The sequence below is a fragment of the Pseudomonas sp. Gutcm_11s genome (assembly GCF_028649395.1).
GTDB lineage: Bacteria > Pseudomonadota > Gammaproteobacteria > Pseudomonadales > Pseudomonadaceae > Aquipseudomonas.
Genome location: NZ_JAQSUW010000011.1, coordinates 93279 through 118180 on the forward strand (window position 1 = coordinate 93279; position 24902 = coordinate 118180).

General features: G+C 66.3%; 24 protein-coding genes. 17 read left to right on the forward strand and 7 right to left on the reverse strand.

The genetic code is table 11. From position 1 onward, the window contains the following. Positions 1-108: 108 nt before the first annotated feature. The 7 genes from PTT45_RS07270 to rloA3 all read left to right on the forward strand — a co-directional run bounded on the left by PTT45_RS07270 (position 109) and on the right by rloA3 (position 7105). Positions 109-1128, forward strand: coding sequence for a phosphoglycerate dehydrogenase (locus PTT45_RS07270; protein ID WP_273812380.1), 1020 nt, complete (start codon positions 109-111; stop codon positions 1126-1128). 2 nt (positions 1129-1130) lie between these two features. Next, positions 1131-2498 carry an acyclic terpene utilization AtuA family protein gene (locus tag PTT45_RS07275; protein WP_273812382.1) on the forward strand — a complete coding sequence of 456 codons (1368 nt, stop codon included), beginning with the start codon at positions 1131-1133 and terminating at the stop codon, positions 2496-2498. A 2-nt stretch (positions 2499-2500) separates the two neighbouring features. After that, positions 2501-2812: a DUF4387 family protein gene (locus PTT45_RS07280; RefSeq protein WP_273812383.1), complete on the forward strand. Its 312-nt coding sequence runs from the start codon at positions 2501-2503 to the stop codon at positions 2810-2812. A 90-nt stretch (positions 2813-2902) separates the two neighbouring features. Then, positions 2903-4324 (forward strand): 3-isopropylmalate dehydratase large subunit, encoded by a 1422-nt coding sequence (gene leuC / locus PTT45_RS07285; protein WP_273812384.1) that lies wholly within the window; start codon positions 2903-2905, stop codon positions 4322-4324. A 1-nt stretch (position 4325) separates the two neighbouring features. Beyond that, positions 4326-4934 carry a 3-isopropylmalate dehydratase small subunit gene (gene leuD, locus PTT45_RS07290; RefSeq protein WP_273812385.1) on the forward strand — a complete coding sequence of 203 codons (609 nt, stop codon included), beginning with the start codon at positions 4326-4328 and terminating at the stop codon, positions 4932-4934. A gap of 22 nt (positions 4935-4956) precedes the next feature. Next, complete coding sequence (locus PTT45_RS07295; protein WP_273812386.1) at positions 4957-6336, forward strand: MmgE/PrpD family protein; 1380 nt, start codon at positions 4957-4959, stop codon at positions 6334-6336. 253 nt (positions 6337-6589) lie between these two features. After that, positions 6590-7105: a retropepsin-like aspartic peptidase RloA3 gene (gene rloA3 / locus PTT45_RS07300; RefSeq protein WP_273812788.1), complete on the forward strand. Its 516-nt coding sequence runs from the start codon at positions 6590-6592 to the stop codon at positions 7103-7105. 66 nt (positions 7106-7171) lie between these two features. Here rloA3 and PTT45_RS07305 read toward each other — a convergent pair whose 3' ends face one another. The 3 genes from PTT45_RS07305 to ycaC all read right to left on the reverse strand — a co-directional run bounded on the left by PTT45_RS07305 (position 7172) and on the right by ycaC (position 9534). Then, positions 7172-8347 carry a GGDEF domain-containing protein gene (locus PTT45_RS07305; protein ID WP_273812387.1) on the reverse strand — a complete coding sequence of 392 codons (1176 nt, stop codon included), beginning with the start codon at positions 8345-8347 and terminating at the stop codon, positions 7172-7174. Between the two features lie 207 nt (positions 8348-8554). Then, a complete protein-coding gene (locus PTT45_RS07310) occupies positions 8555-8752 on the reverse strand; it encodes a hypothetical protein (protein ID WP_273812389.1) in 198 nt (65 codons plus the stop codon). Positions 8753-8904: 152 nt separating this feature from the next. After that, positions 8905-9534 (reverse strand): isochorismate family cysteine hydrolase YcaC, encoded by a 630-nt coding sequence (ycaC, locus tag PTT45_RS07315; RefSeq protein WP_273812390.1) that lies wholly within the window; start codon positions 9532-9534, stop codon positions 8905-8907. Between the two features lie 156 nt (positions 9535-9690). On the opposite strand from ycaC, the gene PTT45_RS07320 reads away from it, so the two are divergent. From PTT45_RS07320 to rmuC, 5 genes are all read left to right on the forward strand, one after another. After that, positions 9691-10596, forward strand: a complete 906-nt coding sequence (locus PTT45_RS07320; RefSeq protein WP_273812391.1) for a LysR family transcriptional regulator — start codon at positions 9691-9693, stop codon at positions 10594-10596. Positions 10597-10759: 163 nt separating this feature from the next. Further along, positions 10760-11131 (forward strand): antitoxin Xre/MbcA/ParS toxin-binding domain-containing protein, encoded by a 372-nt coding sequence (locus PTT45_RS07325; RefSeq protein WP_273812392.1) that lies wholly within the window; start codon positions 10760-10762, stop codon positions 11129-11131. Positions 11132-11177: 46 nt separating this feature from the next. Further along, positions 11178-11930: an RES family NAD+ phosphorylase gene (locus tag PTT45_RS07330; RefSeq protein WP_273812393.1), complete on the forward strand. Its 753-nt coding sequence runs from the start codon at positions 11178-11180 to the stop codon at positions 11928-11930. 407 nt (positions 11931-12337) lie between these two features. Further along, entirely contained in the window at positions 12338-12748 is a 411-nt protein-coding gene (locus PTT45_RS07335) for a tetratricopeptide repeat protein (RefSeq protein ID WP_273812395.1), read from the forward strand. A gap of 177 nt (positions 12749-12925) precedes the next feature. Continuing rightward, entirely contained in the window at positions 12926-14287 is a 1362-nt protein-coding gene (rmuC, locus tag PTT45_RS07340; protein WP_273812790.1) for a DNA recombination protein RmuC, read from the forward strand. A gap of 6 nt (positions 14288-14293) precedes the next feature. Here rmuC and PTT45_RS07345 read toward each other — a convergent pair whose 3' ends face one another. Together PTT45_RS07345 and PTT45_RS07350 are read right to left on the reverse strand one after the other, a co-directional pair. Further along, entirely contained in the window at positions 14294-14992 is a 699-nt protein-coding gene (locus PTT45_RS07345) for a pirin family protein (RefSeq protein WP_273812396.1), read from the reverse strand. Between the two features lie 122 nt (positions 14993-15114). Then, positions 15115-18585, reverse strand: a complete 3471-nt coding sequence (locus tag PTT45_RS07350) for a hybrid sensor histidine kinase/response regulator (RefSeq protein WP_273812397.1) — start codon at positions 18583-18585, stop codon at positions 15115-15117. 167 nt (positions 18586-18752) lie between these two features. On the opposite strand from PTT45_RS07350, the gene PTT45_RS07355 reads away from it, so the two are divergent. The 5 genes from PTT45_RS07355 to PTT45_RS07375 all read left to right on the forward strand — a co-directional run bounded on the left by PTT45_RS07355 (position 18753) and on the right by PTT45_RS07375 (position 23227). Next, positions 18753-19322 (forward strand): GNAT family N-acetyltransferase, encoded by a 570-nt coding sequence (locus PTT45_RS07355; protein ID WP_273812399.1) that lies wholly within the window; start codon positions 18753-18755, stop codon positions 19320-19322. 5 nt (positions 19323-19327) lie between these two features. Then, positions 19328-20173, forward strand: coding sequence for a helix-turn-helix transcriptional regulator (locus tag PTT45_RS07360; RefSeq protein WP_273812792.1), 846 nt, complete (start codon positions 19328-19330; stop codon positions 20171-20173). 30 nt (positions 20174-20203) lie between these two features. After that, positions 20204-20914: an AzlC family ABC transporter permease gene (locus PTT45_RS07365; protein ID WP_273812401.1), complete on the forward strand. Its 711-nt coding sequence runs from the start codon at positions 20204-20206 to the stop codon at positions 20912-20914. After that, on the forward strand, positions 20914-21243 hold the full coding sequence (locus tag PTT45_RS07370) for an AzlD domain-containing protein (protein ID WP_273812402.1): 330 nt from the start codon (positions 20914-20916) through the stop codon (positions 21241-21243). The genes PTT45_RS07365 and PTT45_RS07370 overlap by 1 nt, the downstream gene beginning before the upstream one ends. 112 nt (positions 21244-21355) lie before the next feature. Continuing rightward, complete coding sequence (locus tag PTT45_RS07375; RefSeq protein WP_273812403.1) at positions 21356-23227, forward strand: MFS transporter; 1872 nt, start codon at positions 21356-21358, stop codon at positions 23225-23227. Between the two features lie 53 nt (positions 23228-23280). On the opposite strand, the gene sugE is transcribed toward PTT45_RS07375, so the two are convergent. Both sugE and rdgC read right to left on the reverse strand, forming a co-directional pair. Further along, positions 23281-23595, reverse strand: coding sequence for a quaternary ammonium compound efflux SMR transporter SugE (sugE, locus tag PTT45_RS07380; protein WP_273812404.1), 315 nt, complete (start codon positions 23593-23595; stop codon positions 23281-23283). Between the two features lie 164 nt (positions 23596-23759). Continuing rightward, complete coding sequence (gene rdgC / locus PTT45_RS07385; protein ID WP_273812405.1) at positions 23760-24680, reverse strand: recombination-associated protein RdgC; 921 nt, start codon at positions 24678-24680, stop codon at positions 23760-23762. Between the last annotated feature and the right edge of the window lie 222 nt (positions 24681-24902).

The window sequence follows — 24902 nt, forward strand, 5'->3', positions numbered from 1 at the left end:
GAATGACCACGCCTCCGATCATCACGATCAGGGGGAAGGGCAGCGGCTTGCCGCAAGAACAGTGGCGCGCGGTGCAACCGGGCCGCGCAGCCGGAGGTGAGAGATCGCATGAACACACAACTCCCACGCAAGGTGCTGGTGACCCAGCGCTTCTTCGACCCCGAGAGCATCGCCTACCTGCAGGGCCAGGGCTGCGAGGTGAGGATCGCAGAGCTGGCCCAGGGGCAGGGCGATGGCGACCTCGACGAGGCGCAACTGCTGGCACTGCTGGCCGATGCCGATGCCTGGATCGTCGGCCACGCCTGGGTCACGGCGCAGCTGCTGGAGCAGTTGCCGCGTCTGCAGGTGATTGCCCGGCGTGGCGTCGGCTACGAGCGGGTGAGCGTCGACGCCGTACAGGCCAGCGGCAAGGTCGCGACCATCGCGGTCGGCGGCAACGATGCCAGCGTCGCCGACCACGCCATTGCCATGATGCTGGCCCTGGGGCGCCTGGGCGAAGCCAAGGCACGCATGCTCCAGGGCGACTGGGGCATTGCCCTCGGCCGCGACCTGTATCGCAAGACCGTCGGCATAGTCGGCCTCGGGCGCATCGGCCGCGGCGTGGTCAAGCGCCTGGCCGGCTTCGAGGCGCAGGTACTGGCCTATTCGCCGAACCCGGACTGGAGCTACGGCCGCGAGGCCGGCGTGCAGTACGTCGACCTCGACACCCTGCTGGCCGAGAGCGACTACGTGAGCCTGCACGCGCCGCTGAACGAGGACACCCGCCTGCTCATCGACGCACCAGCGCTCAATCGCATGAAGCCCAGCGCCGTACTGATCAATACCGCCCGTGGCGGCCTGGTCGATGACCGCGCGCTGCTCGAGGCACTGCTCGATGGCGCCATCGCCGGCGCCGGCCTGGACGTGTTTCTCAGCGAGACCGACCCAACCTACCGCGCCACCACCGAGGCGCTGCTCGCCTTGCCGAACGTAGTGGCCACCCCGCACAGCGGTGCCTCGACCCATGAAGGGTTGCAGCGCACCAACCTGATCGCCGCGCAGTGCGTAGTCGCAGTGCTGAATGGCGACACGCCGCCAGCGTCCTGTGTTATCGCCGACGGACGCGGCGCACTTCCAACCGAGGAATGACCATGGAAAAAAGTATAAAAGTGCTCGTCCCCACCGGCTGCATCGGTTCCGGGGTACGACTGGACCTCTTCGAGCGGGCCCTGCTGGAAAAGCCGGACGTGATCGCGATGGACGGCGGCTCGACCGACTCCGGCCCGCACTACCTCGGCACCGGCAGCACCAAGGGCTCGGCAGCCGTGCTGCGCGACGAGCTGCGCGTCTACATGAAGGCCCGCGCCGAGCTGGGCATTCCGCTGATCGTCGGCAGTAGCGGCACCTGCGGCTCCGACTCGGGTGTCGATCTGCTGCGTAGCGTCTGCCTGGAGGTGGCCGCCGAGCTGGGGCAGAACGTCAAGGTCGCCGCCATCTATGGCGAGCAGCAGCACGCCACAGTGGTGCAGGCGCTGGCCGATGGCCGTGTACTGCCGCTCAACCCCGTGCGCCCGATCGACGAGACGCTGGTCGAGCGCTGCTCGCACATCGTTGCGGTGATGGGGGTCGAGCCGTTCATTCATGCGCTGGAGCAAGGCGCGGACATCATCGTCGCCGGGCGTGCCACCGATACCGCCGTGCTGGCCTGCCTGCCGATCATGCGCGGCGCGCCGGCCGGGCCGTCCTGGCACGCCGGCAAGACCATGGAATGCGGCGCGCAGTGCACCACCACGCCGCTCGATGCGATGGTCATGGCCGAGATCGATGCCACCGGCTTCACCATCACCGCCATCGGTCCGCAGGCGCGCCTGACCCCGCAATCGGTGATGGCGCACATGCTCTACGAGAACAGCAACCCCAACCTGCTGACCGAGCCGGGTGGTGCGCTCAACGTCGAAGCAGCGCGCTACCACGCGCTGGACGAGCGCCGCGTGCGCGTCGAGGGTTCCGTGTGGGAGCCGCACGAGCGCTATACCGTCAAGCTCGAAGGCGCGGCCCCGGCCGGCCATCAGTCGGTGCTGCTCAGCGTGGTGCGTGGGCCGGAGTACATCGCCCGCTTCGACGAGTGGCTGCAGATGCTGGACGGCGCCATGCGGGCGCGCATCGAGAAGAATCTCGGCATCGGCCCGGCGCAGTACGACCTGCAGTTCCGCGCCATCGGCAAGAACTCCGCTCTCGGCGAGCTGGAGCCGCACGCCAGCGCCCCGACGGAAATCGGCGTGCTGGCCATCGCCACCTGCCCGGACGCTTCGCACACCCAGGACATTCTGGCCCTGCTCAACCCCTACATGCTGCATTTCCCGCTGCCCGACGACAAAGACCTGCCGACCCACGCCTTCCCGTTGTCGCCGGCCTCGATGGATCGCGGCCTGGTCTACGAATTCGTCCTCAACCACGTGATGGTCATCGGCGACCCGCTGGCGCCGTACCGTTTCGACTTCACCGTTACAGGAGCCTGACCATGATCCAGTCTCAGGGATACGAAATCCGCTCGAAAAGCGCCGGCCCTTTCTGGCTGACCTTCGACATCTTCTGCGCTGACGGCGAAACCTACAGCCGCCTGTGCGCCGAACCGCTGCTGGGCGCCGAGTCGATGGCGGCGATCTTCCACAGCGACGCCAGCCAGGTGCGCACCTTCCACCTGGCCCTGCTCAACGTCATCAAGATCAGCCTGCCGCGCCCGGTGGTACAGGGCTCGCTGGCCGATCGCGACATGCACGGCGCGCAGTGGGGCTACGTGCTGGCCGAGGAACTCGCCCGCACGGCGGCCTGATCGTCCTCGTGTCGCCATGGCCGCCATCCGCGGCCATGGCGACAGCGGGTACCACGCCCGCGATTCCCAACGACCCGCGCGAGAGCCGTGATGAACCGCCCCCGAACGCTCTACGACAAGCACATCGACGCCCACACCGTCTGCACCCTCGACGACCACGGCCATGTGCTGCTGTACATCGACCGCCAGGTCGCCAACGAATACACCAGCCCGCAGGCCTTCAGCGGCCTGCGCGAAGCCGGGCGCAGCGTGTGGCGCCCGGCCGCCACGCTGTGCGTGGTCGACCATGTGAACCCCACGGCGCCCGAGCGCATCGCCGCCATGCCGGATGCCGGCGGCGCGCGGCAGGTCTCCTACTTCGAGCAGAACTGCCGCGACTTCGGTCTGGAGCTGTTCGATGTGCTGGACAAGCGTCAGGGCATCGAGCACGTGGTGGCGCCCGAGCAGGGCTTCATCCTGCCCGGCATGATGGTCGCCGCCGGTGACAGCCACACCACCACCTACGGCGCGCTGGGCGCCTTCGGCTTCGGCATCGGCACCTCGGAAATCGAGCACCTGCTGGCCACCCAGACCCTGGTCTACAAGAAGCTGCGCAGTATGCGCGTGACGGTGCGCGGCGAACTCGGCGCCGGGGTGACGTCCAAGGACATCATCATGGCGCTGATCCAGCGCATCGGCGCGGCCGGCGCCACCGGCTACGCCATCGAGTTCTGCGGCGAGACCATCGAGGCGCTGAGCGTCGAGGCGCGCATGACCATCTGCAACATGGCGGTGGAGGCCGGCGCCCGCGGCGCCTTCATGGCGCCCGACGACAAGGTCTTCGCCTACCTCAAGGACAAGCCGCGCGTGCCGCAAGGCCCGCTCTGGGAACAGGCCGTGGCCAGCTGGCGCGAGCTGAGCAGCGATCCCGGTGCGCACTACGACGCGGAGGTAGAGCTGGACGCCGCTGTGCTGCAGCCGATGGTCACCTGGGGCACCAGCCCCGACCAGGCGGCGCCCATCGGCGCATGCGTGCCGGACCCGCAGGAGGAGGGCGACCCGATCCGCCGCCAGGACCTGCAGCGCGCCCTGCGCTACATGGGCCTGCAGCCCGGCGAACGGCTGGCGGCGATCCGCATCAGCCACGCTTTCATCGGCTCCTGCACCAACGCGCGCATCGAGGACTTGCGTGACGCCGCGCGAATCGTGCGTGGGCGCAGTGTGGCCAGCCATGTGCGGGCGATGATCGTGCCCGGCTCGACCCTGGTGCGCGAGCAGGCCGAAGCCGAAGGGCTGGCGCAGATCTTCCGCCAGGCCGGCTTCGAATGGCGGCAGTCCGGCTGCTCGATGTGCCTGGCGATGAACGATGACGTGCTGGCGCCGGGCGACCGCTGCGCCTCCAGCACCAACCGCAATTTCGAGGGCCGCCAGGGCGCTGGTGCGCGCACCCACCTGATGAGCCCGGCGATGGTCGCCGCGGCCGCCATCAGCGGCCATCTCACCGATGTCCGCAGCCTGTCCCTGGAGAGCTGAGATGCAGCCGTTCACCCATGTCAGCGGTATCGCCGCGCCGATGCTGGCGGCCAACGTCGACACCGACGTGATCATGCCCAAGCAGTTCCTCAAGGGCATCGATCGCAATGGCCTGGACCGTGGCCTGTTCTTCGATCTGCGCTTTCTCGAGGACGGCAGTGCCAACCCTGGTTTCGTGCTCAACCAAACGCCGTGGAGTCGCGCCAGCTTCCTGGTGGTCGGGCCCAACTTCGGCTGTGGCTCCAGCCGCGAACATGCTGTGTGGGGCCTGAAACAGCTGGGCTTTCGCGCGCTGATCGGCACCAGCTTCGCCGGCATCTTCTTCGACAACTGCCAGCGCAACGGCGTGTTGCTGATTCAGCTGCGAGAGGCGGAGTTGCAGCACCTCGGGCGCATCGTCAGCGACCCGGCCAACGCGGCGATCAGCGTCGATCTGCAGGCGCAGCAGGTGCTGCTCGGCGACGGCGCGATCATCCATTTCGACATCGACCCGCTACGCAAGCAGGCCCTGCTGCTGGGGCTGGATGCCATCGGCAGCACCCTGCGGCGCACCGAGCAGATCCGCGCATTCGAGGCCGCGCACCTGCGCGCCAATCCCTGGCTAGCCTGAGCCGGCATACTGGAGAATCTTCATGTCCGAACCCACATTGGCGCGGCGCCTGGCCCGCTATGCCTGCAATCTATCCATCGATGATCTGCCCGACACGGTGACCGCCTGCGTGCGCCGGCGCTTCGTCGACAGCCTGGCCTGCATCCTCGGCGCCTACGGCGCGAAGCCGGTGGAGGCGGCCATCGCGGTGGCCACGCAGGTGCACCAGCCGGCGTCCAGCGTATTCGGCACCGATCTGCGTACCACGCCGGAACTGGCCGCCTTCGCCAACGGCATCATGGTCCGCTTCCTCGACTACAACGACGGCTACATGGGCCTTGAGCCCGGCCACCCCAGCGACAGCATTCCCGCCTGCCTGGCCCTGGCCGAGGCCGAAGGCGCCACGGGCAGCGAGCTGATCATGGCCATCGTCATCGCCTACGAAATCCAGATGCGCCTGCAGGACGCCGCCAGCCTGAACAAGCGCGGCTGGGACCACGTCAACTACATCAACGTGGCGATGGCCGCCGCGGCTGCGCGGCTGATGCGGCTGGACGAGGAGCAGGCCGAGCAGGCGATCAACATCGCCCTCTGCGCGCACCTGGCAATGCGTCAGGTGCGTTCGGGCTCGCTGTCCGACTGGAAGGGCTGCTCGGCGGCGAACGCGGCGCGCAACGCCATCTTCGCCGCCAGTCTGGCACGCCACTGCATGACCGGACCGGCACCGGTGTTCGAGGGTGACATGGGGTTCTTCCGCCAGGTGACGGGTGAGTTCAGTCTGGATGTCGAGCGCTTCGGCAATCGTGCGAACGGCGACTTCGCTATCCTGCGTTCGCTGACCAAGACTTTCCCTACCAATGGCGAGTTGCACACGGCGGTGTGGGCTGGCATCGACCTGCGTGCGCGGGTTGGCGATCTCGACGCCATCGAGACCATCCACATCGAAACCTCGGAGTTCAACCGCCGGGTGCTCGCCGACCCGGAGAAGTGGCGGCCGCGCACGCGCGAAACCGCCGATCACAGCCTGCCCTACAACGTCGCGCGGGCCCTGCTGGATGGCGACATCACCCTGGATTCCTACGCGCCAGAGCAGATCGCCGACCCGCGCGCCATCGCCCTGATGAGCCGCACCACTGTCAGCGAAGACCCGGCGCTGACCCAGCGTTTTCCCCAGCAGCTGGGCAACCGGGTGACGCTGACCCTGCGTTCTGGCGAAGTGCTTAGCAGCGAAATGCTCAGCGGTCCCGGCTCCCTGGAAACGCCGATGAGCGATGCCGACTTCGAACGCAAGTTGCGCAAGATGGCGGCGCCGCATATCGACCGCAGGGCCCAGGATGAGGTGCTGGCGTTCGTCGCCGGGCTGGAGCGGCAGCAGGATTACTCACCGCTCTTCCAGCCCATGCTGGTGAAGTCGCTTGGCTAGGTGGAACGCTTTCTAGCGTGCGAGAGCGGCCGACAGCAGGCGTCAGGCGGTAAGCCTGGCGCCGAAGGCTGCGCTGGCGCCATTCGAGCAGGCGCCACGGTTGTATCTGTGGGTGATGTTCCTGGCGATCATCAGCGCAACGGCCCTCATGGCCTACTCCACTGCAGCCGACGAGCTGTCGGTCGATTTCACGGAACATTTACAGAACGCAGGACACCTTACCGCTCATGTCGCCCTTTTTCAGGAGCCCCCTATGAGCAGCTCGGCACCCGTTCTCGTCCTCTTGTCGTTGCTTGTCGCCGCCCCGGCAATCTCGGCCAATCAGCCCACCGCCAAGAGCATCGGCTGGATAGAGGAGGGCTTGCTGCTACCTGAAAATGTCTCGCTAAAGATGAAGCTGGACACGGGGGCGCTGACCTCGTCGATGGATGCATCGGATATCAAGCGCTTCGAGAAGGACGGTGAGAAGTGGGTGAAATTCAATGTCGAGGTACAGGACAGCAACACCGAGAAGTCGGTCAGCATCCCGTTCGAGCGTAAGGTGGAGCGCAACATCAAGGTAAGAGGCGCGGGTGGGGCTGACCGGCGCCCCGTGGTGCGCCTGAAGATGTGCATCGGCAACAAGATCTACGACGAAGAGTTCTCGCTCAACAACCGCAGCAAGATGCTCTATCCGGTGCTGATTGGCCGGAGAACGCTGGAGCATCTCGGCGCCGTGGATGTTTCCCGCACCTTCACGGTCGAGCCGAAATGCAGCAAGACCAGTTAGGCCGTCTTCGCCCGCGAGTCAGTACCTGCAACTGGCCCTACACGGGCAGCCACAACCTGGCCTGATCTACTGCGCGTGGGCCCATTCGACGCGATTGCGTCCTGAGGCCTTGCCCCGGTACAGCGCGGCATCGGCCTGCTGCATGGACTCGTCGAGTGCCTGGGCACTGCTGAATTCATTCGAAACACCGATGGTCACGCTGCAGCGCAGCGGCCGAGTCGGACTGGCTCCCGGCACAGCACTGTGTTCGATCGCCGCCCGCGTGCGCTCTGCCAGCTGCAAGACTCCGGCCCTGTCGGTGTCCAGGCTGATGATCGCGAACTCCTCGCCGCCCAGGCGGCAGATCAGATCGCCTTGGCGGGCGTTGGCCTTGAGGACCTGGGCAACGTGGCACAGCACGAGGTCACCGACCTTGTGGCCATGGGTGTCGTTGATGCTCTTGAAGTGGTCGATATCCACGATCAGCAGGTGTGCGGGCCCAGCGGTGCGGGAACGGAAGTGTGCATCCAGCCCATCCATCAGTCCGCGGCGGTTCAGCAGGCGGGTGAGCGGGTCATGGGCGGCCATGCTGCGCAGCTCATCGGTGAGGCGGCGCAACACCAGCCAGACGGCGCAAGGCGGCAGCACCGTTCCGAGGAATGACATGTAGATGTAGAAAGTCCTCTGGAAACTGGTGTTCAGATCGAGCGCCGCCATGCCGCCGGAGAGGATCATCACCAGCTTCGCGGCGTTCAGTACGCAGATGCCGCCGATCAGCACGGCAAACACCACCATCTCGGCGCGTAGGTCCTTGGCCACGGTGCGCCCGGCATAGAGCACGCCCACCATCATGGCTAGGAACAGTGTCGCGCACGAACCCGCCAGCAGGGCATGGCGCGCCTCACTGCCGAGCGCCCATTGCACCAGTACCTGTGCCAGGGTGTAGCCACCGGCCAGCGCCAGCAGGGGGCGCCACACGGAGGTTGGCCGATCGAAGAAGCGCAGGGCGCCCAGCACATAGGCGACGGGGGCGCACAGCGTCAGCGTGTGGTTGATGACGCTCATCACTCCCCAACCCGCGGGGCCGCCCAGCAACTGCAGGATGTAGGCGGTGCCGAGCAGGAAATTGCCCAGGGCAAAGACTTCCATGCCCATCTTCTTGCCATTCAGCCGTGTGCTGATCAGCAGGAACATCACGCAGAAACAGAGCAGGTGCACGCAGAGCATGCCGAGGATGACGGTGGTGACCATGGATTCGGGCAAGTGAGGAGCCAGCGATGGAAGCCGAGCACTGAAGGAATATTGGAAGCGCGCGATCCCTGGGCGCTGCCAGCGAGTTGGGCATTGCCAGGCAGTATCGCAAATCCTGATCACATGTATTGCAGGAAGATAATCCGACGGTCCCGCGCGCAGTTGGCCGACTAGAGAGGGGAGCGAGCTCTGTTCAGGGCAAAGCTGGAAATAGCGTCCCTATTCTGCTTTGCCGTCCAGCGCCACATGGCGCATCTCTTCCTCGATGGCGGCCACGGCCTTTTGCCGCATGGCCAGGCCAAGCGATTTTTCTTCGCTGTCGATTGGATATTGCTCAAGCGCGTAGCGCTCAAGCTCGGCCTGCGCCACGTTGCGGCGCTCGCGCATGACTATCAGTTCTGGGTGTTCAAGGCTCATGGCTCGCTCCTCGGGGTTGCCTGAGAGCTATGAGCGCGGAAAGCCTTGAATTGCTCCGGCGATTTGAGTGGCCTGCGCCGTGCTTGCGAGTTTTCAGGGCACAAAGAAAAACCGGAGCCTGCATCAGGCTCCGGTTTTTTATGCGCGGTGGCTCACTTGCCGGCGGTCAGGGCGCTGTAGCTGGTGATCAGGTTGCGGTAGTCCGGGATATGGTCGGAGCAGATCTTGGCCAGGCCTTCCACGTCGTTGCGCCAGTCGCGGTGCAGCTCGCAGGCCACGGCGAACCAGTTCATCAGCTGCGCGCCGGCCTGGGTCATACGGCTCCAGGCGGAGTCACGGGTGATCTGGTTGAAGGTGCCGGAAGCATCGGTGACGACGAACACATCGAAACCTTCCTCGATCGCCGACAGGGCCGGGAACGCCACGCACACTTCGGTGACCACACCGGCGATGATCAGCTGCTTCTTGCCGGTGGCCTTGATCGCCTTGACGAAGTCTTCGTTGTCCCAGGCGTTGATCTGGCCAGGGCGGGCGATGTACGGCGCGTCGGGGAACATCTCTTTCAGCTCGGGAACCAGCGGGCCGTTGGGGCCGGTTTCGAAGCTGGTGGTGAGGATGGTTGGCAGGTTGAAGAACTTGGCGAGGTCAGCCAGGGCCAGCACGTTGTTCTTGAACTTGTCCGGCTCGATGTCGCGAACCAGGGAGAGCAGGCCGGCCTGGTGGTCGACCAGCAGAACGACGGCGTTGTCTTTGTCCAGGCGGTTGTAGGTGGTGTTGGCCATGGTGAAGTCCTCGATTTGCTTTCAGTAGGTTCCGGCTGGGCCGGTGTTTGGTTTCGTCTTGCAGTGCGTCACTGCATGGAAGAAAGATTAAATTCGAGACCTTTGGCGCGCTAGACTGCGAAAATTGCCTCTAGCGTTCTATTTGGAGAACGATCTATGGAAGACCTCAACAGCCTCTACTACTTCACCCAGGTGGTGGAGCGGGGCGGCTTCGCCGCAGCCGGGCGCGCGCTGGATATGCCCAAGTCCAAGCTCAGCCGGCGCATCGCCCAGCTCGAGGAGCGCCTCGGCGTGCGCCTGCTGCACCGCACCAGCCGCCACCTGTCGCTCACCGAGATCGGCCAGGAGTACTACCAGCGTTGCCTGGCGATGCGCGTGGAAGCCGAGGGGGCTGCGGAGGTCATCGAGCGCAACCGCTGCGAGCCGCGCGGCCTGGTGCGTCTGGCCTGCCCAACGACGCTGCTGAATTCCTGGGTCGGGCCGATGCTGACCCGCTACATGCTCAAGTACCCGCTGGTGGAGCTGTACGTCGAGAGCACCAACCGCCGCGTGGATCTGCTCCACGAGGGCTTCGATGTCGCCCTGCGGGTGCGCTTTCCACCGCTGGAGAACACCGACATGGTGATGAAGGTGCTGGGCGCCAGTACCCAGTGCCTGGTGGGGCAACCGGGCCTTCTGGCCTCCCTGCCCCAGGACTTCGCCCCCGAGGAGCTGAGTCGTTTGCCGAGCCTGCACTGGGGCGGCGCGCAGCGCGACTATCAGTGGGAGTTGCTGGGGGCGGACGATGCGCGGCTGGTGATCGCGCACCAGCCGCGGATGATCACCGACGACCTGCTGGCCCTGCGCAATGGTGCGCTGGCCGGCGTGGGCATCGTGCACCTCCCGCGGGTGGCGGTGCGTGACGACCTGGCCGCCGGCACCTTGGTGGAAGTGCTGCCGGGCTGGTCGCCCAAGTGCGGCATCGTCCACGCCATCTTCCCGTCGCGCCGCGGCCTGCTGCCCTCGGTACGCACCCTGATCGACTTCCTGGCCGAGGAGTTCAGCGAGAGCGACATGGCCTGATCGCGTGGGCTCTCTGCCATGAGCTGCCACGTGCTGTTCGGCGTTCCTTATGGTCCGTCTGCCTTCGCTATCGAGGACACAGTCTCGTTCGGTGGTCGGTCTGTTTTGTTTGTTTCGCACTTTTTGTGCTATATGTGTGCTTAACGAACGCCAGGAGTAAGCCATGAGCGCGCTCAGCAAATCCGTTGCCCAGGCCGATGCCGTACTGCTCAAGGCCCTGCTCAATACCCGTGAGCAGTTGGGCCTGACCCAGCAGGAACTGGCGGAGATAGTGGGCGTGAATCGCTCGGCCATCAGCCGCTGGAGCGACAGCGGCGGCCTGCGCCCGCAGAGCAAAACCGGCGAGCTGGCCTTGCTGCTGATCCGCATCTATCGTGCGCTGTTCGCCCTGTTCGGCGGCAACCTCGAAGACATGCGCCACTTCCTGCGTACCGAGAACCGCCACCTGGCTGGCGTGCCGTTGCAGCAGATGGCGCAGGTGCAGGGGCTGGTGCGCGTGGTGGAGTATCTCGACGCGATCCGCGGCAAGGTCTGATTTCCCTTCCGATGCCCGGCCGAGGCCGGGCCAAGTGAGTTCTGATATGGATATCTGGCAGGCCTGCGCCGGCGCAGAGCAGATGTTTCCACTGCGTGGGCGCCTGGTGCGCCTGGTGGAGAACCAGGAACAGGTCGCCACCGTGCAGTTGGTGGACACCCTGGAAGAGCAGGCGCTGCTCGAGCAGTTGCTGGAAGGCAGCAAGCCGCCGCTGCCGCCCAGCGAGGAGCCGCTGCACTATCTGTTGCACACGCCTTTTCGTTATCCACCGCTGCGCTGGGGCTCGCGCTTTGGCCGGCGCCATGAGCCGAGTCTGTTCTACGCCGCCTGCCGGCTGGAGACGGCGATGGCCGAGACGGCCTTCTACCGCTTCGTGCTGTGGCAGGGCATGGCGGTGCCGCCGCCCAGCGCGCGGATTCTCTCCCAGCATTCCTCCTTCGAGGCGCGTTATCAGGTGGAACGCGGCGTGCGCCTGCAGATGCCGCCGTTCGACCGCCATCGCGAGGTGCTGACCCACCGCAGCGACTATCGCGCCACCCATGAACTGGGCAGTGCAATGCGTGAAGCGGGGGTGGAAGCCTTCGAGTATCCGTCGGCGCGTTGCCCCCTTGGCGGCACCAATGTGGCGCTCTATGCGCCCGAGGCATTCAGTGAGCGGCGGCCGCGCAACGTGCAGCGCTGGCTATGCGAGACCACCGCCGGCTATGTGGCCTTCAAGAGCGCACAGATGCCGGACACGCCGCGCCTGTTTGGCGTGGAATTGTTCATGGTCGAGGGGCGTTTGCCGCAGCCGGCGTAAGGCCGGATGCCTCCGGCCGAGGGTGTGCAACAGGCCGCATGCCAGGGCTGGCGGTGCTCCGAAAGGGAGCGGGGTGCGCTCTAGAGCGGCGCACTTGTGCACAATCGCGAGGCAGCTTGTCAAGCTTCTGTCACAAAGCGTCGTAACCGCTTGATTCTCCGTGGTCATTTTTTAAGCTGCTGAAAAATAAGGATTTTTTACATTGGTGAAAAAAGCATCAGTTTGAGCCGAAGCCGCAGACAATGGGGGATGAGAAAGGTTTCCACCAAGTTGCCCACAAAGTTATCCACAGCTTCTGTGGATTTCTAGAGTTGTTGTTCTAGAGCGAGAGCCGTCGCGTTTGGCAAGTCTTTACCGGGCGAAAAAAGAGAGTAGAGTTGCGCGCCCCGAAGTCAGCCATTGCTTACATGAATTCTCGCGTTCTGCCGGCCCAGCATCGTTCCGATGTCAGCCACCGGCTCCCGATCCGTCTGGCCTTCTGGCTTCTCGATCGTCCCCGCCTGGGGCATCACTCCAGCATCAAGCACTTCGCCGGCAGGCTGCTCAAGCGGCCGGCCCGCCAGGGTGTGGTCGCGGCGCAGAGTCGCCTCGGCCAGTTGCTGTGCCGCGACTGCGGCAACGCCCGCGATCGCCGCATAGGCCTGGAGTTGCTGCGCCAGGCTGCCCGCGCCAGCGATGTGCGCGCCCAGCTGGAACTGGGGCGCTTCTACTGCCAGGCGCGCCAGCGCGACCTGTTGCAGGCCCGCCACTGGCTGGACCTCGCCGCCGCCCACGGTTCCCACGAGGCGAAGCGACTGCTGCAGCGCCTCACCCCCTGATTCACGCGGGTATACTGCCGGGCATTCCGACCCCCGACAGCGAGCCCGCCCGTGCCTCTTTCCTTCGTCCTCGATCCGACCAACCTGCTGCTGGGCCTGCTGCTCGGTGCGGCGCCCCTGGCCGTGCTGGCCTGGCGCCTGCAACGCGCCCAGGCGGCCCAGGCCGGCGAGCGCTTGCTGCTGGAGGAACGCCTGGGCCAGGCACGCCTGGCGCAGGAGGGGCTGAGCGCGCAGATAGATGGCCTGCAGGATGACCAGCGCGCCCTGCAACAGGAAAACAGCGGCCAGCAGGCCGAGCTGGCCGCCCTGCGTCGCGAGAGCGAGTTGCTTGGCCGCGAGCGCGAGGCCGCACAGCAGGCGGCCCAGGAGTGGAGCCGCGAGCGTGAACAGAAGGAAGGCCAGCTGCGCCAGCTGGAGAGCCAGCGCGCCGCACTCGCCGCCGAGCTGCGTGAGCAACAGGACCACCACCAGCAGCGCCTGACCGACTTGCAGGGTGCCCGTGACGAGCTGCGTGCGCAGTTCGCCGAGTTGGCCGGGAAGATCTTCGACGAGCGCGAACAGCGTTTCGCCGAGACCAGCCAGCAGCGCCTGGGCCAGCTGCTCGATCCGCTCAAGGAGCGCATCCAGGCCTTCGAGAAGCGGGTGGAGGAGAGCTACCAGAACGAGGCCCGCGAGCGTTTCTCCCTGGCCAAGGAGCTGGAGCGCCTGCAACTGCTCAACCAGCGCCTGGGTGACGAGGCCACCAACTTGACCCGCGCCCTCAAGGGCCAGAAGACCCAGGGCAACTGGGGCGAGCTGATTCTGGAGCGGGTGCTGGAGCATGCCGGCCTGGAGAAGGGCCGCGAGTATCACACCCAGGTCAGCCTCAAGGGCGCCGAGGGTGAGCGCTTCCAGCCGGACGTGCTGATCCAGTTGCCTGGCGACAAGCAGGTGATCGTCGATGCCAAGGTCAGCCTTACCGCCTACCAGGCGATGATCGCCGCCGAGGACGAGGCCGCACACAGCCATGCCCTGAAGCAGCACGTGCTGAGCTTGCGCAGCCACCTCAAGGGTCTCTCGGTGAAGGACTACCAGCGCCTGGAAGGTCTGCACAGCCTGGACTTCGTCCTGCTCTTCGTGCCCATCGAGGCTGCCTTCGCTGCTGCCCTGCAGGCCGATCCGGGGCTGTTCCAGGAGGCCTTCGAGCAGCACATCGTGATCGTCAGTCCGACCACGCTGCTGGCTACCCTGCGGGTGATCGACAGCCTCTGGCGCCAGGAGCGGCAGAGCCAGAACGCCCTGGAGATCGCCGAGCGGGCGGGACAGCTGTATGACAAGTTCGTCGCCTTCATCCAGGACCTGGACGAGGTCGGCAGCCGCCTCAAGCAGTTGGACAAGGCCTACGACGCCGCACGCAACAAGCTGTGCGAGGGGCGTGGCAATCTGATCAATCGGGTGGAGAACCTCAAGCTGCTCGGCGCCCGCGCCAGCAAGAGCCTGGCGCCGGAGCTGATCGAGCGAGCTGCCGGCCTGCCCATGCTGGACGAGGCCGGCGAATAATCGGCGTCAGGCGACGTCGACCAGGATCACCTCGCTGTCTTCCAGTGCGGTGATGCGCACCACTTCCTCCTCGGCGACGGCCACGCCGTCGCGTTCGGCGGCTTCCACGCCATTGACCTCGATGCGGCCCTTGGCGGCTACCAGGTAGCCCTTGCGCAGGCGGCCCAGCGGGTACTCGGCGCTCTGCCCGGCGGCCAGGGTGGCGGCGGCGAGGCGGGCGTCGGCGCGGATGCGCAGGGCTTCCTCATCGCTGGCATGACCGCTGGCCAGGATGACGAACTGGCCGGCGCGCTCGCCTTTCGGGAAGGGCTTGGCGCCCCAGGACGGCGCTTCGCCCTGCTGGTCCGGGATGATCCAGATCTGGAAGATCTTGGTGGTGACGTCCTCCAGGTTGTACTCGGAGTGGGCGATACCGGTGCCCGCACTCATCACCTGCACGTCGCCAGCCTCGGTGCGGCCCTGGTTGCCCAGGTTGTCGCGGTGGGTGATGGCGCCTTCACGAACGTAGGTGATGATCTCCATGTCGTGGTGCGGGTGCGCTGGGAAGCCGCTGCCGGCAGCGATCTCGTCGTCGTTCCACACACGCAGGCGGCCCCAGTTGGTGCGCTGCGGGTCCTGGTACTCGGCGAAGGAGAAGTGGTGACGGGCATTCAGCCAGCCGTGGTGGGCATGGCCGAGGGAGGCGAACGGGCGTACTTCGATCATGGTGATGACTCCGTGGCCGGTGATGCCAGATTGCGTCACCGGGGATGGAGCGCATGATCTATCGATGGATGGCCGATAAAAAGCGCAAAAACCCGCTACTTCCTATCGATGAAATCAATGATTCAGGCCAGGGGCAGGTGCCGGCTGATCAGCGCCCGCAGCGCCGCCGGTTTGACCGGCTTGGCCAGGTAGTCGAGGCCGGCGGCATGTACGGCGGCGATCAGCTCCGGGCGGCCGTCGGCGCTGATCACCACGCCCGGCAGCGGCTGGCCCAGGCGCGTGCGTAGCCAGGCCATCAGCTCGGTACCGGTGTCGCCTTCGTCCAGATGGTAGTCGACCAGCGCCAGCTGTGGCTGTACCGCCTCGTCCAGCAGGTGTTCGCATTCCAGGCGGTTGCGCGCCGTCCACACCTGGCAGCCCCAGCGCGACAGCAGGCTGTGCATGCCGGCGAGGATGCTGTCCTCGTTGTCGATGCACAGCACCTGGGCGCCGCCCAGGGTGCTGCCGTTGAGTTCGTTGGCCGGCGCCAGGGCCTGCGGTGCGGCGCTGCGCACCAGCGGCACGCTGACGCTGAACACGCTGCCCTTGTTCGGCCAGGAGCGTACTTCCAGGCGGTGGTTGAGTACCCGGCACAGGCCGTCGGCGATCGCCAGGCCCAGGCCGAGGCCCTTTTCGGCGCGGGTCTGGTGGCTGTCGAGGCGCTTGAACTCCTCGAAGATCACCTTGCGCTTGTCCTCGGGAATGCCCGGCCCGCGGTCCCAGACCTCCAGGCGCAGGTACTCGCCCTCTCGGCGCACACCCAGCAGCACGTGGCCGCGGGCATAGCGGAAGGCGTTGGTGAGGAAGTTCTGCAGCACCCGGCGCAGCAGCTTGGGGTCGCTGTCGATGCGCAGGCGGCTGGGCATCAGGCGGAAGTCCACACCCTGCTCCTGGGCCAGCACCTTGAACTCGGCGCCCAGGGTCTCGAACAGCTGGGCCAGGGGGAAGTGGCTGCGCTCGGGGGTGATGCGCCCGCTTTCCAGGCGCGAGATGTCCAGCAGGTCGGCGATCAGGTCTTCGGCCGAACGCAGCGAGCTGTCCAGGTGGCGCACCAGCTCCTGGGCCTCCTGGGGCAGGGCGTCCTGCTGGTGGGCGAGGGAGGCGGAGAACAGCCGCGCGGCGTTCAGCGGTTGCATCAGGTCATGGCTGACCGCGGCGAGGAAGCGGGTCTTCGACTGGTTGGCGTTCTCCGCGGTGCCCTTGGCTTCGCCGAGGGCCTGGTTGAGTTGCGATAGCTCGCGGGTACGTTCCTCGACGCGCTGCTCCAGCCCTTCGTTGGCCTCCAGCAGGTCCTTTTCCGCCTGGCGGAAGGCAGTGATGTCGGTGAAGCTCATGACGAAGCCACCGCCGGGCATGGGGTTGCCGATCAGCTCGATGACCCGGCCGTTGGGGAACAGGCGCTCGGAGGTGTGCGCCTTGCCCTGGCGCATCCAGTACAGGCGCTTGGTCACGTGTTCTTCCACGTCGCCGGGGCCGCACAGGCCGCGCTCGGCGTTGTAGCGGATGATGTCGGCAATCGGCCGGCCGACGCCGATCAGCCCCTCGGGATACTCGAACAGTTCCAGGTAGCGGCGGTTCCAGGCCACCAGGCGCAGGTTCTGGTCGACCACGCTGATGCCCTGGGTGATGTTCTCGATTGCGCCCTGCAGCAGGGCGCGGTTGAACTCCAGCACCTCGGAAGCTTCGTCGACGATGCGCACCACGTCCTCGACCTGCATGTCGCGGCCTTCGATGGCTGCGCGCACCACGGCGCGGGTCGACGAGGCGCCGAGTACGCCGGCGAGCAGGCGTTCGGTGTGGGCGATCCAGTCGCTGTCGGCGTTCTGGCTGGGGTTGAAGGGCTTGTCCTGCTGGTAGGAGAAGCGCACGAAGCTCTGCCGCGCGCGTTCCTCGCCGACGAAGCGCGCGGCCAGGGCCATCAGGTCGGCCACCTGCACGGCCAGCAGGTTGCGCCCGCTGGACTTGGCACCGGTGTCCAGGCCGATGAAGCGCCCGGCCTGCCAGTGCTCGGAGACGCGGGTGCGGGAGAGCCAGGAGACCAGGCCGAACAGCAGCCAGTTACCGCTCAGCGACAGCAGCACGCCGCGGGTCAGCGGGTCGATCTCGATGCCGACCGGGTAGTAGAGCAGCTCCGGCAGCAGCGGGAAGTTGTCCAGCGACCAGCGTAGCCCGCCGGCCACCAGCGGCAGCACCAGGGTGTAGAACCACAGGGCACAGCCGGCGGCCAGGCCGGCGAACACGCCGCGGCGGTTGGCCTGCTTCCACACCAGGGCGCCGAACATGGCCGGTGCCAGCTGGCCGATGGCGGCGAACGACAGCTGGCCGATGGTGGCTAGGCTGGCGTTGGTGCCGAGCAGGCGGTAGCAGACATAGGCCAGCAGCAGGATGACCACGATGCTGACGCGCCGGGCGCTGAGCATCCAGTGGCGGAAGGCCTCGAACGGCCGCTCGGCGCTCTGCCGGCGCAGCAGGGCCGGCAGCAGCATGTCGTTGGAGACCATGGTCGACAATGCCACGGCCTCGACGATGACCATGCCGGTGGCGGCCGAGGCGCCGCCGATGAAGGCCAGCAGGGCCAGCGCCGGGTGCGCCTCGGCCAGCGGCAGGTTGATCACGAAGGAGTCCGGCTGCACGCCTTCCGGCAGCAGCAACTGGCCGGCCAGGGCGATCGGCACCACGAAGAGCGCGGCGAGGATCAGGTAGATGGGGAACACCCAGCGCGCCTGGCGCAGGTCCTTGGCCTCGATGTTCTCCACCACCGCCACATGGAACTGGCGTGGCAGGCAGATGATCGCGGTCATCGCCAGGCCGGTCTGCACCAGCATGGCCGGCCAGCTCACGGTCTGCGACCAGAATTCTTCCAGGGCAGGTGCCTCGCTGGCGCGCTGGAACAGGTCGCCGAAACCGCCGAACAGGCCCCAGGTGACGAAGGCGCCGACGGCGAGGAAGGCCAGCAGCTTGACCAGCGACTCGAAGGCGATGGCCAGCACCATGCCGCGGTGGTGTTCGGTGACGTCCAGGCTGCGGGTGCCGAACAGCACGGTGAACAGGGCGAGGATCAGCGACACGATCAGCGCCGTGTCCTGGCCGCGCGTGGGGCTCGGCGTGGTGCCGACCAGCAGGTTGACGCCGAGCACGATGCCCTTGAGCTGCAGGGCGATGTAGGGCAGCACGCCGACCAGGCAGATCAGCGCCACCACCACCGCCAGGCTCTGCGACTTGCCGTAGCGCGCGGCGATGAAGTCGGCGATGGAGGTGATGTTCTCCTGTTTGCTGATCGCCACCATCTTCTCGACCACCCAGGGGGCGAACATCAGGACGATGATCGGCCCCAGGTAGATCGGCAGGAATGACCACAGCTCGCCGGCGGCCTGGCCGACCGCGCCGAAGAAGGTCCAGCTGGTGCAGTACACCGCCAGCGACAGGCTGTAGACCCAGGCGCGGGTGCGCGGTTTGAGCGGCGTGCGCCGGCGATCGCCATAGAAGGCGATGGCGAACAGGATGGCCATGTAGGCCAGGGCGACGAAGGCGATCAGTCCGCCGGACAACGACATGCGAGCTCCGCAATCAGGTACATGGCCACGCGGACCATGGGGATTATGCTTGTAGTCTCGCACGCGGCGTGCCACTCGTCAGGCCGACCAAGGTCGCAAGTGGCTTGAGTGGCGTGGATACCCCTGATAGCGTGGCCGCCCGTTGTCGCTTTACCGGAGTTCGCGTCATGTTCCAGCCCTTGCCCATCACCTTGCAGCGCGGCGCGCTGCGCCTCGAGCCGCTGGCCGAGGAGGACATCCCGGGGCTGCTCGAACTGGCCGAGGCCAACCGCGAATCCCAGCAGTACATGAACGGCACCCTGCGCCCGGACTGGTATCGCGGCGCCCTGGCCGACCACCGCGAGGGCAGGGCGGTGGTGTTCGTCATTCGCCTGGCCGGGGAACTGGTCGGCACCACCCGCTTCTTCGACTTCATGCCTGGCCTGCCGGCCGCCGAGATCGGCTACACCTGGCTCGACGCCCGCCAGCACGGCACCGGGCTGAACAGCATGATCAAGTACCTGCTGCTGCGTCACGCCTTCGAGGAATGGCAGCTGGTGCGTGTGCAGCTGAAGACCGCCGCCAGCAACCTGCGCTCGCAGCAGGCCATCGCCAAGCTCGGTGCCGAGCGCGAAGGCGTGCTGCGCAATCACCGGCGCCTGGCCGATGGCCGCCTCGACGACACGGTGATGTTCAGCATCACCGATCGCGAGTGGCCGCAGGTAAAGACCGCTCTGGAGGCGCGCTTCGGCGCGTGACGGCGATGGCCGGCGGCGAGCGGACACGCTTCTGGGAGAGCCCGGCGCTGAGCGGCGTGGAGCTGCTGCACGCGCGCTATATAGAGCAGCGCTTCTCGCCGCATGTGCACGAGGGCTTCGTGTTCACCGTGATCGAGGGTGGTGCGCAGCGCTTCCGTCATCGCGGCAGCGACCATCTGGCGCCGGTCGGCAGCATGGTCCTGATCAACCCGGACGAAGTGCACACCGGCTCCAAGGCCCACGACGAGGGCTGGTGGTACCGCGGCTTCTACCCGGCGCCGGCGCAGGTCGATGGCGTACTCGCCGAGCTGGGCCTGAACGCCGGCGGCACGCCCTCGTTCGGTGTCAGCGTGCTGCAGGACGTGGAGCTGCACCGCGCCTTCGGCCAGCTGCACCGCCTGCTCGACAGCGACGCCGGTGCCCTGCAGCAGCAGACCGCCTGGCGCGAGACCCTGCTGCTGCTGTTCCAGCGCTATGCCAAGGTGCCGCAGGCACCGCTTGCCGGGCGCGAGCCGCAGGCCGTGGCCCTGGCCAAGGATTTGCTGGCCTCCAGCCTGGCCGAGCCACCTTCGCTGGAAGAGCTGGCGACGCTGGTCAACCTCTCGCCATTCCACTTCGCCCGGGTGTTCCGCCGCGCCACCGGCCTGCCGCCGCACGCCTGGCTCAAGCAGCGCCGCCTGGAGCAGGCCCGCGCATTGCTGCGCGAGGGTTGTGCGCCGCTGAACGTGGCGCTGCAGCTGGGCTTCGCCGACCAGAGTCACCTCGGTCGCCAGTTCAAGCAGGCCTACGGCGTGGCGCCGGGCGAATATCGCAGCGCCTGCGCAAGATCGTTCAAGACCGCCCCGCACTGATCGACTAGCCTCCGGGTTCTAGGAGGTCCCATGTCCCGTCAACACGAGTTTCTACAAGGCCTACGCGACATGCTGCCGATGCTGCTCGGCGCCATGCCGTTCGGCATCATCTACGGCAGCCTGGCCGGCGCCGCCGGCCTCACGCCCTGGCAGACCATCGGCATGTCGGTGCTGGTGTTCGCCGGCTCCGCGCAATTCATCGCGATCAGCCTGCTCGGCGGTGGCGCGACCCTGGCCGTAGTGTGGCTGACCACCCTGGTGGTCAACCTGCGCCACGCCCTGTACAGCGCCACGCTGCAGCCCTTCGTCCGGCACCTGCCCAAGCGCTGGCGCGTGCCCCTGGCGTTCTGGCTGACCGACGAGGCCTTCGCCGTGGTCCAGCACCGCTATGCCGAGACGGATGCCTCGCCGCACAAGCACTGGTATTTCCTCGGCGCCGGCCTGGCCATGTACAGCAACTGGTTGGCCTGCACCCTGATCGGCCTGGTGTTCGGCCAGGCGGTGCCGAACATCGCTGCCTGGGGCCTGGACTTCGCCATGCTCGCCACCTTCATCGGCATCGTCGTGCCCATGCTGCGCAATCGCCCGCAAGTGGCGGCGGCACTGGTCGCCGCCGGTGTGGCCGTGGCCTGCCACGGGCTGCCCTACAAGCTCGGCCTGATGGCCGCGGCCTTCGCCGGCATCGTCGTCGGCGTGGTGCTGGAGCGTCGCTACCGTCTGCTGCAGGACGAGGTGTTCTGATGGAAAACTGGATCCTGATCCTGGGCATGCTGGCGATCACCTTCGCCACCCGCTACAGCCTGTTCGCTTTCCCCGACCTGCGCTTCCCGCCTTTGGTGCGCCAGGGCCTGCACTACGTGCCGACCGCGGTGCTCACCGCCATCGTGGTGCCCGGCATGCTGTTGCCGGACGGCAAGACCTGGGCCCTGAGCCTGGACAACGCCTACCTGCTGGCGGGGTTGATCACCATCGCCATCGCCGCGATGACTCGCCACCTGCTGGCAACCATCGGCGGCGGCCTGCTGGTGTTCTTCCTGTTGCGCTGGTGGCTGGGGCAGCTGCCGATCTAGCGGGCGCTTTCTCCGAACCCGTGCGCGAAAGCCACACGCGAGTGTGGCTTTGCCTGGGGCAGATGCTGTCCAATGCAGGACGGCCGTTCGGCCTCAGACAGGTACAAGGACGATGACCCAGAACTCGCAATTCGCCCTGCTCGGCACCCGGCGCTTCCTGCCGTTTTTTATCACCCAGTTGCTTGGCGCGTTCAACGACAACATCTTCAAGCAGTCGTTGATCCTCGCCATCCTGTTCAAGCTCAGCGTCAGCGCCGACCGCGATCTGCTGGTCAACCTCTGCGCGCTGCTGTTCATCCTGCCGTTCTTCCTGTTCTCCGCCCTCGGCGGCCAGTTCGGCGAGAAGTTCGCCAAGGACTCGCTGATCCGCGCGATCAAGCTGGCCGAGGTGGCGATCATGGCGGTCGGCGCCGCCGGTTTCCTCTTCGACAACCTCTACCTGATGCTGGCGGCGCTGTTCGCCATGGGTACCCACTCGGCGCTGTTCGGCCCGGTGAAGTACTCGATCCTGCCGGTGGCCCTGCGCGAGCAGGAGCTGGTGGGCGGCAACGCACTGGTGGAGATGGGCACCTTCCTGGCCATCCTCGCCGGCACCATCGGTGCCGGCCTGCTGATGTCCAGCGAGGGCTATCGCGTGGCGGTGGGCATCGCCATTGTCGCCACCGCGGCACTCGGCTACCTGGCCAGCCGCAGCATTCCGCGGTTCGCCGCCGCACTGCCGCAACTGCAGCTGGACTGGAACATCTTCCGCCAGTCCTGGCAGATCATGCGTCTGGGCCTCGGCCAGCGCCCGGCGGTGTCGCGCTCGCTGATCGGCAGCTCCTGGTTCTGGTTCCTCGGCGCGGTGTACCTGACGCAGATTCCGGCCTTCGCCAAGACCCTGCTGCACGGCGACGAGAGCGTGGTGACGCTGATCCTCACCGTGTTCTCGGTGGGCATCGCGCTGGGCTCGATGCTCTGCGAGCGCATGAGCGGGCACAAGGTGGAGATCGGCCTGGTGCCGTTCGGCTCCTTCGGCCTGTCGCTGTTCGGCATCCTGCTGTGGGCCACTTCCAGCAGCTTCCCGCAGGCGGCTGCGGCGCACGACTGGCTGGGCCTGCTGCAGATGGGCGAGGCCTGGCTGGTGTTGTTGTCGATCCTCGGCCTGGGCGTGTTCGGTGGCTTCTACATCGTGCCGCTGTATGCGCTGATCCAGTCGCGTACCGAGGAGCACGAGCGGGCGCGGGTGATCGCCGCCAACAACATCCTCAACGCGCTGTTCATGGTGGCCGCGGCAGTGGTGTCGATCCTCTTCCTCAGCGTGGCCAAGCTGAGCATCCCGCAGCTGTTCCTGGCCATCTCGCTGATGAACATCGCGGTGAACCTGTACATCTTCAAGATCGTCCCCGAGTTCACCATGCGCTTCCTCATCTGGATGCTCAGCCACTCGATGTACCGGGTGCAGCACCAGAACCTGCAGGTGATCCCGGAGGAGGGCGCGGCGGTGCTTGTGTGCAACCACGTGTCCTTCGTCGACGCGTTGCTGATCGGCGGCGCGGTGCGTCGGCCGGTACGTTTCGTCATGTACTACAAGATCTACAACCTGCCGGTGCTGAACTTCATCTTCCGTACTGCCGGCACCGTGCCGATTGCCGGGCGTAGCGAGGACCCGGAAGTGTTCGAGCGCGCTTTCGCCCGCATCGCCCAGTACCTGGCCGAGGGCGAGGTGGTGTGCATCTTCCCCGAGGGCAAGCTGACCACCAGTGGCGACATCGACGAGTTCAAGGCCGGGGTCGAGCGCATCCTCGAAGCCAATCCGGTGCCGGTAATCCCCATGGCGCTGCAGGGGCTGTGGGGCAGTTTCTTCAGCCGTGCTCCACACAAGGGCCTGTTCAAACGCCTCTGGTCGCGGGTCAATCTGGTCGCCGGCCAGCCGCTGCCGGCAGACACCGGGCGCCTGGTGTTGCAGGAGCAGGTAAGCCTGCTGCGTGGCGATCAGCGCTAGATCGCTGCCAACAAAAAAGCCCGCCAATCGGCGGGCTTTTTCATGGGCGTGAATCAGTGGCTGAGCTTGAGGCCGACCAGCCCGGCGATGATCAGGCCGACGCTGAGCAGGCGTACCAGGGCCATGGACTCGCCGAACAGGAAGATGCCGGCGATCACCGTGCCGACCGCGCCAACGCCGGTCCAGATGGCATAGGCGGTGCCTAGCGGCAGCTCCTTCATGGCCAGGCCGAGCAGGCCGATGCTGACGATCATGGCGCCGACGGTGAGCAGGGTAGGGATGGGGCGGGTGAAACCGTCGGTGTACTTGAGGCCGACGGCCCAGCAGACCTCGAACAGGCCGGCGAACAACAGAATGATCCAGGACATGGGATGGCTCCTTACTACTGATGAACGGGCCGTCCCGGGTGATCACTCGGATGGAGCGGCGAGGTCGTCCTCGCGTTGTGCAGTATTTTGCACAATGCCTTGCGCAGGGCAAGTCCGTGGGGACGAACGAGCCCTGGCAAAGGTTACCGGAGTTGTCCGGTTGGTCAGATACCTTCCGGCACTTCTTCGCCGCCGAAGGCCTCGAACAGCGCCGGCAGGAAGTCGGTGAAGGTCAGCATCATCAGGGTGAAGCTGGCGTCCAGTTGGCCGAGGGCCTCGTCACCGCCGTCCTGGGCAGCCTGGTCCTGCAGCAGGTCTTCGAAGCGCAGGCGCTTGACGGTCATCTTGTCGTCCAGCACGAAGGACAGCTTGTCCTGCCAGGCCAGGGACAGCTGGGTGACCAGCTTGCCGGAGGACAGGTGCAGCTGGATCTCTTCGCTGGTCAGGTCCTGGCGCTTGCAGCGCACCACACCGCCGTCTTCGCTGGTGTCACGCAGCTCGCATTCGTCGAGGACGAAGAAGTCCGGCGCGGCGGCCTGGGTCTTGACCCAGTCGGTGAGGGTGGCAGTCGGCGCCATCTTCACGGTCAGCGGGCGTACCGGCAGCGAGCCGATGGCTTCGCGCAGGGTGGAGAGCAGGTCTTCGGCCTTCTTCGCGCTGGCGCTGTCGACCAGGATCAGGCCGAGCTTGGGTGCGATGGCGGCGAAGGTGCTGGAGCGGCGGATGAAGGCGCGCGGCAGGAAGCTCATGACGATCTCGTCCTTGAGCTGGTCGCGTTCCTTCTTATAGACCTTGCGCATTTGCTGCGCCTCGATCTCGTCGACCTTGTCCTTCAGGGCATCGCGCACCACGCTGCCGGGCAGGATGCGTTCTTCCTTGCGTGCGGAGATCAGCAGGAAGTCACCGCTGACGTGCACCAGCGGCGCATCGCCACCCTTGCCGAACGGCGCCATGAAACCGTAGGTGGTCAGCTCCTGGCTGGCGCAGGGGCGCGCGGCCTTGGCGGCCAGTGCCGCTTCCAGGGCTTCGGCGTCGAAGGGCACGTCCTGGGTCAGGCGATAAACAAGCAGGTTGCGGAACCACATGGGGGAGACACTCCTTGAACACGAAGCGCGCATTATTCTCTGCCGGCCTCGATTGGCCAACCCGAAGCTAAGCCTTTGGAACTGCTCGAAAATTTTTTTCAAAAAAGGCTTGCCAAGGTAAAGGGGCATCCCTAGAATGCGCACCACTTCGAGAGTGAAGGGTGATTAGCTCAGCCGGGAGAGCATCTGCCTTACAAGCAGAGGGTCGGCGGTTCGATCCCG